At 29.4% G+C, this 6802-nt stretch carries 7 protein-coding genes and 1 tRNA gene; 4 read left to right on the forward strand and 4 right to left on the reverse strand.

The window, feature by feature from the left end:
- Positions 1 to 42 precede the first annotated feature (42 nt).
- Positions 43 to 115: transfer RNA gene (locus B3I31_RS01385), tRNA-Lys, on the forward strand.
- Between the two features lie 55 nt (positions 116 to 170).
- Here the strand turns inward: B3I31_RS01385 and B3I31_RS01390 are convergent.
- Together B3I31_RS01390 and B3I31_RS01395 are read right to left on the reverse strand one after the other, a co-directional pair.
- Positions 171 to 887 (reverse strand): LytR/AlgR family response regulator transcription factor, encoded by a 717-nt coding sequence (locus tag B3I31_RS01390; RefSeq protein WP_115001388.1) that lies wholly within the window; start codon positions 885 to 887, stop codon positions 171 to 173.
- On the reverse strand, positions 884 to 1963 hold the full coding sequence (locus B3I31_RS01395) for a sensor histidine kinase (protein WP_291058948.1): 1080 nt from the start codon (positions 1961 to 1963) through the stop codon (positions 884 to 886). Before B3I31_RS01395 ends, B3I31_RS01390 begins: the two co-directional genes overlap by 4 nt.
- Positions 1964 to 2163: 200 nt before the next feature.
- Here B3I31_RS01395 and B3I31_RS01400 point away from each other — a divergent pair, with 200 nt between their 5' ends.
- The 3 genes from B3I31_RS01400 to typA all read left to right on the forward strand — a co-directional run bounded on the left by B3I31_RS01400 (position 2164) and on the right by typA (position 5442).
- Entirely contained in the window at positions 2164 to 2568 is a 405-nt protein-coding gene (locus B3I31_RS01400; RefSeq protein WP_115001384.1) for a hypothetical protein, read from the forward strand.
- A gap of 6 nt (positions 2569 to 2574) precedes the next feature.
- Positions 2575 to 3546 (forward strand): DUF6268 family outer membrane beta-barrel protein, encoded by a 972-nt coding sequence (locus B3I31_RS01405; RefSeq protein ID WP_115001382.1) that lies wholly within the window; start codon positions 2575 to 2577, stop codon positions 3544 to 3546.
- Positions 3547 to 3639: 93 nt separating this feature from the next.
- The gene (typA, locus tag B3I31_RS01410) at positions 3640 to 5442 is read left to right on the forward strand and encodes a translational GTPase TypA (protein WP_291058951.1); all 1803 of its coding nucleotides are present in this window, start codon (positions 3640 to 3642) and stop codon (positions 5440 to 5442) included.
- A gap of 56 nt (positions 5443 to 5498) precedes the next feature.
- On the opposite strand, the gene B3I31_RS01415 is transcribed toward typA, so the two are convergent.
- Positions 5499 to 5819 (reverse strand): hypothetical protein, encoded by a 321-nt coding sequence (locus tag B3I31_RS01415; RefSeq protein ID WP_125348788.1) that lies wholly within the window; start codon positions 5817 to 5819, stop codon positions 5499 to 5501.
- Positions 5819 to 6802 (reverse strand): T9SS type B sorting domain-containing protein (locus B3I31_RS01420; protein ID WP_291087403.1); only part of this gene is annotated, 984 nt, incomplete at its 5' end. The genes B3I31_RS01420 and B3I31_RS01415, both read right to left, overlap by 1 nt.

Here is a 6802-nt window from a genome sequence, read left to right on the forward strand (position 1 = left end):
TAGTTATTGAGAAGTCTAAAACAATAACAACTCCAAAACGGAGACCTGGTAGCTCAGTTGGTAGAGCACAACACTTTTAATGTTGGGGTCCTGGGTTCGAGCCCCAGCCAGGTCACAAGAAGCCAAACAGAAATGTTTGGCTTTTTTTATTTTATTCTTTTTTAGAAACTTTAATCTAATATTCCTATCGAATATTTTAGCATAAAATCTGAACGATACGTCTCCCCCATTGGTATTTCAAATTCTTTAATATAAATTGTATGATTATCAAAAGAATTAATATGTTGTGTATTTACGATATACGATTTACTAACACGTATAAAATGATCTGCATTTATTTTTTGATGAATTGTTTTTAAATTCATTGCTGTTATTAATTTCTTCGTTTTAGTATGAAGTACAACATAATCTTTTAAACCTTCAATAAATAAAATTTCAGCAAAGCTTATTTTATATTGCTTACGATCTGCTTTTATAAATAAATAATTATCGTCATTTTCTTCTATTGTATTTTCCTCCACTTTATTAAAAAGAAGATGATGATAAAACACAGCTTTCGTCACAGCCTTCGCTAAACGGTTTTTATCTATTGGTTTTAACAAGTAATCTATCGCATCTAACTCATAACCATCTATTGCATACTGAGAATAAGCCGTCGTAAAAATTATTAGGCTATTTTTAGGGATACTCTTTGCAAACTCTAATCCATTTACAAAAGGCATTTCAATATCAAGAAAGATAATAGCTGGCACTGTTGTTTCTAGAAATTTTGATGCTAACATTGCATTAGAAAATTTTCCAATAATTTCTAATTCGGAAACTTCTTTAATTAGCAATTCCATTTCTTCTCTTGCCAAAGGTTCATCATCAATTATAATACAATTCATATCGGAATTATTAGGTTTACACAATACTCTTCATTTGTCGCATTAATTTTTAAAGAATACGTTTTTTCATATAAAAGTTCTAACCTTCTGGTGATATTAGGAAGTCCTAAGCCTTTAAATTTATTATTTGGAATTATATAATTTGGATCTATTGAATTTTTACAAACAAAATGTAATTGATCATTACTTATCGCAATTTCAATTTTTATATAAGTTGACTCATCATTTAAATTTACACTATGCTTAATTGCATTTTCAACAAATGTGGTAAATAAATTGGGTGGAATATAAGTTGTATTTAATAAACTATTATTAGCTTCACTTTCTATACTTACATTTAAACTCTCTTGACGAATTTTTTCTAATTCTAAAAAATTGGTAAGGAATTTTATTTCTGACGAAACAGGTGTTTTTTCTTCATTATTCTCATATAGCTGATAACGTAAAAAATCTGAAAGCTTCATGATAACTACAGTTGCTATTTCTGGATCTTTTCTAATTAATGCTTTCACATTATTCAACATATTAAATAAGAAGTGAGGATTAATTTGATTTTTCAATTCATTTATCTCCATTGAAAATGTCAAATTTTTTAATTCAGATATTTGCCTACTATCTTCAATCCATTTCTGAAAAAGCTTTAATGTTGTAGTCATCATAATAATTGGCACAACAACTATAAGCCCTTCATAACCTCTTCTTATATTTTCACCAAATTGTCTAGGACTTGCTATTCTATACTTTCCAAAAAACACATCTAATGATTGACCAATAATATTTATACCCACATAAACTAAAATTGTTAATAGTAATAGATATAAAATATAGTAACCTTTAAAAAAAAACTTTGGAACCAATATATAAATATTGATGTATGTTTTTAATACAAATACGACAAACAGTAAAAGAATAACATAATATCTATAGATACCATAATAATTAGATACAAATGCAGAACTGTATATCACTAATAAAAATCCAGCAATAAAAAGCAAATGACGAGAAAATCTAAACTTTTTATCTACTAGAAAATTTATAATTTTTTGATTTTTTGATTGAGGTAACAATGAATTCATTTTTATAAAAAATCTTATCTATAACAAAGGTAATTGATAAATCTATTCCATTATTAAAGTTTATACAAACCATTGTTTTTATTATACTTCTTCTTTTTTTTTCTGGTTGGTATAAAAAAATCTAGTGTTGGTATAAAAAACTATTAAAACCATTTTTTTATACTTTTCTTAGCCATTCATTTTACAAAATATAAATAAGTATGAGTGTGAAAAATTTTAATCATTGGGTAAATAAATTAAATCTTCTAGATTTTTCTGCAACAGAAAAAGAAGATAAAATTATTCAAATAACAGATCTTAATCGTTTTATTCAATGCTACGATCCGACATTAGAAATTGTAGATTGTATACATCATGATTTTTGTATTATTGAAAAAAATGAAATTATTAAAGAAGTGAAATTAATGGATATTTCTAATCTTAGAAATAACGAAACAATTTCTATAAATAGAAACAAAGAATCTTGGTTTGTTCTTGTAAATGACAAGTTAGATACAACTTTAAAGTCAATTTTAAAAACGATAGAAGAACACAATATCAGTAAGATTTATGACAAAGTATTTGTCTTCAATTTTTTTCAATCGAGTATTCACGAAATCAAATAAAAATTAATGTATTCAATAAAACAAAAAGCAATTACATGTTTATTGCTTTTACTTTCAACTTTATCATTCGCTCAAAAAAAGGATAGTGTTCAAAAAAGAGCTGTCGCTTTTGTTGCAGATAAATTCCCCTTTACTCGTGTACTTAATGTAGAATATACAAATCTTACACCTTATAAATTTTCTCAAAAGTTAGAGGATAGCAACTTTAATTTACCAGAAAGTAAAGTGAAAAACTTTCAACAAATAAAGGCAAATGCTAATTTGTATTTTTTCAAAAAAGAAAAATGGACAATATCTACAGCACTTAATTATAAGTACACTACAGCAAATATAGATAACCTTAGTTCTACTATGAACGAAACGAAACAAAACTTTCATTATCATTCAGAAGCCGTAACTGCAAGTCATATTTCTAAATTATGGAAAAAAACAGCTATTTATTCTGCTACTGCATCAGTTGATGGAAACGAAAATAGTTTTGAAAGATTCCGTGGTTTACTAACAGGTAGTATAATGATTACAGCAAACGAAAGAACTAAATTACTTTTAGGTTTAGCTGTAATTATAGACCCAAGTTCGCAAGTACCTACATTTCCAATTATTTCTTATGAGCATAAATTTAAAAATGGTTGGATAGCCGATATCATACTCCCAAAAAGAGTAATGATGAAAAAAAATGTATTTAATAATGGTCGATTTTCTCTTGGTAGTGAAATGGATGTTACATCATTCTATTTTGACCAATCGAATAAAACATTTGAATTTAGACAAACAGAAATTAATAGTGGTGTAATGTATGAACATAGAATTGGTGATTTTATTGGTACTGTAAAAACAGGGCTACGTAGCATTCCTACTGGAAGAATATTTGAAAAAAATGAATCATTTAATGACTATATATACGAGTATAAACCAAAGTCATCTTTCTATTTCAACTTTGGCATATCATACAACCCTTTTGGTAATAAAAAAAGATAAATAACATGCGTTTGTTGCGATTTCATTAAATTAAATAAAATCTATAGTAATTAAAAATAATTTATCGTAAATTCGCACCCATAAATTTCAAGGATGCAAAACATTAGAAATATTGCGATTATCGCACACGTTGACCACGGTAAAACTACTTTGGTTGATAAAATTCTTCACTCAACAAACGTTTTCAGAGAAAACCAAGATTCAGGTGAATTAATCATGGATAACAATGATATCGAACGCGAAAGAGGGATTACGATCTTCTCTAAAAATGCTTCGGTAGAGTATAAAGGTGTAAAAATCAATGTTATCGACACTCCTGGCCACGCCGATTTTGGTGGTGAAGTTGAGCGTGTGTTGAAAATGGCTGATGGTGTTATCTTATTAGTAGATGCTTTTGAAGGACCAATGCCTCAAACTCGTTTCGTATTAGGAAAAGCATTAGAATTAGGTTTAAAACCTTTAGTAGTAATTAACAAAGTTGATAAAGAAAACTGTCGTCCTGATGAAGTTTACGATAAAGTATTCGAATTATTCTTCAACTTAGATGCAACAGAAGAGCAATTGGAGTTTCCAGCATTCTATGGTTCATCTAAACAAGGATGGTTCAATACAGAAAATGTACGTGTAGACGATATTTCTCCATTAATGGATGGTATTCTTGAACATGTTCCTGCTCCAGAAGCTTACGAAGGTTCTTTACAAATGCAAATTACATCTTTAGATTATTCTAAATTCTTAGGACGTATTGCAGTTGGTAAAGTAAGCCGTGGTGTTATTAAAGAAGGGGATTGGGTTGCTTTAACAAAACCTGATGGAACGTTCAAAAAACATAAAATCAAAGAATTATATACATTTGCTGGTTTAGGTAAAGTAAAAGCTACTGAGGTAAAAGCGGGTGATATTTGTGCTGTTGTTGGTATCGATGGTTTCCAAATTGGAGATACAATTGCAGATCCAGAAAATCCAGAAGCATTACCAGTTATGCATATCGACGAGCCTACAATGAATATGTCTTTCGGAATTAACAACTCTCCATTCTTTGGTAAAGATGGTAAATTTGTTACTTCTCGTCACTTAGTAGAGCGTTTAGAAGATGAGTTAGAGCGTAACTTAGCTTTACGTGTAGAGCCAACAGAAGATTCTAATACACAATTAGTTTACGGACGTGGTATCATGCACTTATCTGTATTAATCGAAACGATGCGTCGCGAAGGTTATGAGTTAACAGTTGGGCAGCCACAAGTAATCTTAAAAGATATTGATGGTGTAAAATGTGAACCATATGAAACATTAGTAATTGATGTTCCAGATGATTATTCTTCTAAAGCAATCGACTTAGTAACTCAACGTAAGGGTGATTTATTAGTTATGGAGGCGAAAGAAGGAATGCAACACTTAGAATTCGAAATTCCATCTCGTGGATTAATCGGATTACGTTCTCAAATGTTAACTTCTACTGCTGGTGAAGCTGTAATGGCACACACTTTCTTAGAATATAAACCATTCAAAGGAGCAATCGCTGGTCGTTCTGCAGGTGTAATTATTTCAAAAGATCAAGGTACATCAACTCCTTATTCTATTGATAAATTACAAGATCGTGGAAAATTCTTTATCGAGCCAGGTGAAGAAGTTTACGAAGGAATGATTATCGGAGAGCATTCTCGTAACAATGATTTAGTAGTAAATGTTGTTGAAGCTAAAAAATTGAACAATATCCGTGCAGCTGGTAAAGATGATTCATCTTCTATCGCTCCAAAAACAGAAATGACTTTGGAAGAATGTATGGAATATATCCAAGCTGATGAATGTATCGAGGTAACTCCAAATTTCATCCGTTTACGTAAAATTCACTTAAAAGAAGTAGATCGTAAGCGTTTCGAAAAATCAATGAGCTAATCATTTGAAATTATATATCACAAAAAAACCAGAAGTTAATCTTCTGGTTTTTTGTTTTAAATAGATTCGATTTTATTTTTAAGTGCTTTAATTGCGAAATTTAATTCATCTTTAGAAGCGTTATATTCTACTATTTCACCTTTAATTTTGAATCTCGAAACATTAAAACCTTCTTCAATATCATTGTACCAAATCAAATAATTTTCGTATACAGCAACTACCCAAAAATTATCCTCAATAACATCATCACATTTCCATATTTCAGGAGAAATTTTAATTTGATTCCAAAATAATAAAGTTTTGTCCTCCATATTTTGTTCAGAAAAATAAATTTCGAGCATCAAATCCTTTTTAGGAAAATTTATCCAATTATTCATTAATAAGTACTTTTTAATAAAATCCAATCTTCAAATTTTTGAGTTTGAGTTGAATTTGGTTCAGTCCATTCGATAATATACCAATAACTATCGGAAGGTAGCGCTTTTCCATTCAATTTTCCATCCCATGTATAATTGTTTGCTTCCGAACCTGTAAATAATAATTTTCCTTTTCGATTATAAATGACAAATTTCGGATTGATTTTACTTCTTAATTGCGAATAATCCAACACATCATTTTTACCATCACCATTTGGAGAAATAAAATTGATTAGTTTAATCAGCGAAAATTCTTTCAAAATAGGCGAACAATTAGCCGCAGATTTCACAGAAATTGTATGAGTTCCTAAAGTTACATTTGTGAAGATATTGGAAGATTGAAAAGTGCCATTATCCAATGAATACAGATATGGAGGCGTAGATCCAGTGACTTTTATGGTCACCGTAGAACCTTGAATTTCGATAGATTGAATAGTTGGATCTTCGGCTTCAATAACTTTTACTTCTTGTGTATAAAAACAACCATTCAATCCTAATTTCACATAATAAGTTCCAACAGGAACATTTGTAATTGATTGATTTTTGTCGCCATTATGTAACCATTCGTAAGTTTTAAATCCTGGACCTGCGTCTAAAGTAGTCTTTGTTCCTTTGCAAATTGTAATATCTTTTAGAGTTGATGATTTTCCAGATTGTTTGAAAATAAAATGCAATGGAGCAACGTTTTCGCATAATCCATTTTGTTTAAATCTTACCCAAAATGTTTGATCTGAATTTATAATTTGTGTTGTGTTGATATTATTTTTTTTATTTTTAGCATCAATTTCATTTAAGTAATATGTCGGTGAGCCTTCAAGATTTGTAACCAAGTCATCAACATAATCGGATAAAACAATTTCTTCATGATTGCTTAAATCCTCATCACAAATTTCTATTGGAGGAATTACGTTTGCAACACTTAAATTGTAATCTTCCCTAAAAAC

It is taken from the genome of Empedobacter sp. UBA3475 (assembly GCF_002378465.1).
GTDB classification, from domain to species: Bacteria; Bacteroidota; Bacteroidia; order Flavobacteriales; family Weeksellaceae; genus Empedobacter; species Empedobacter falsenii_B.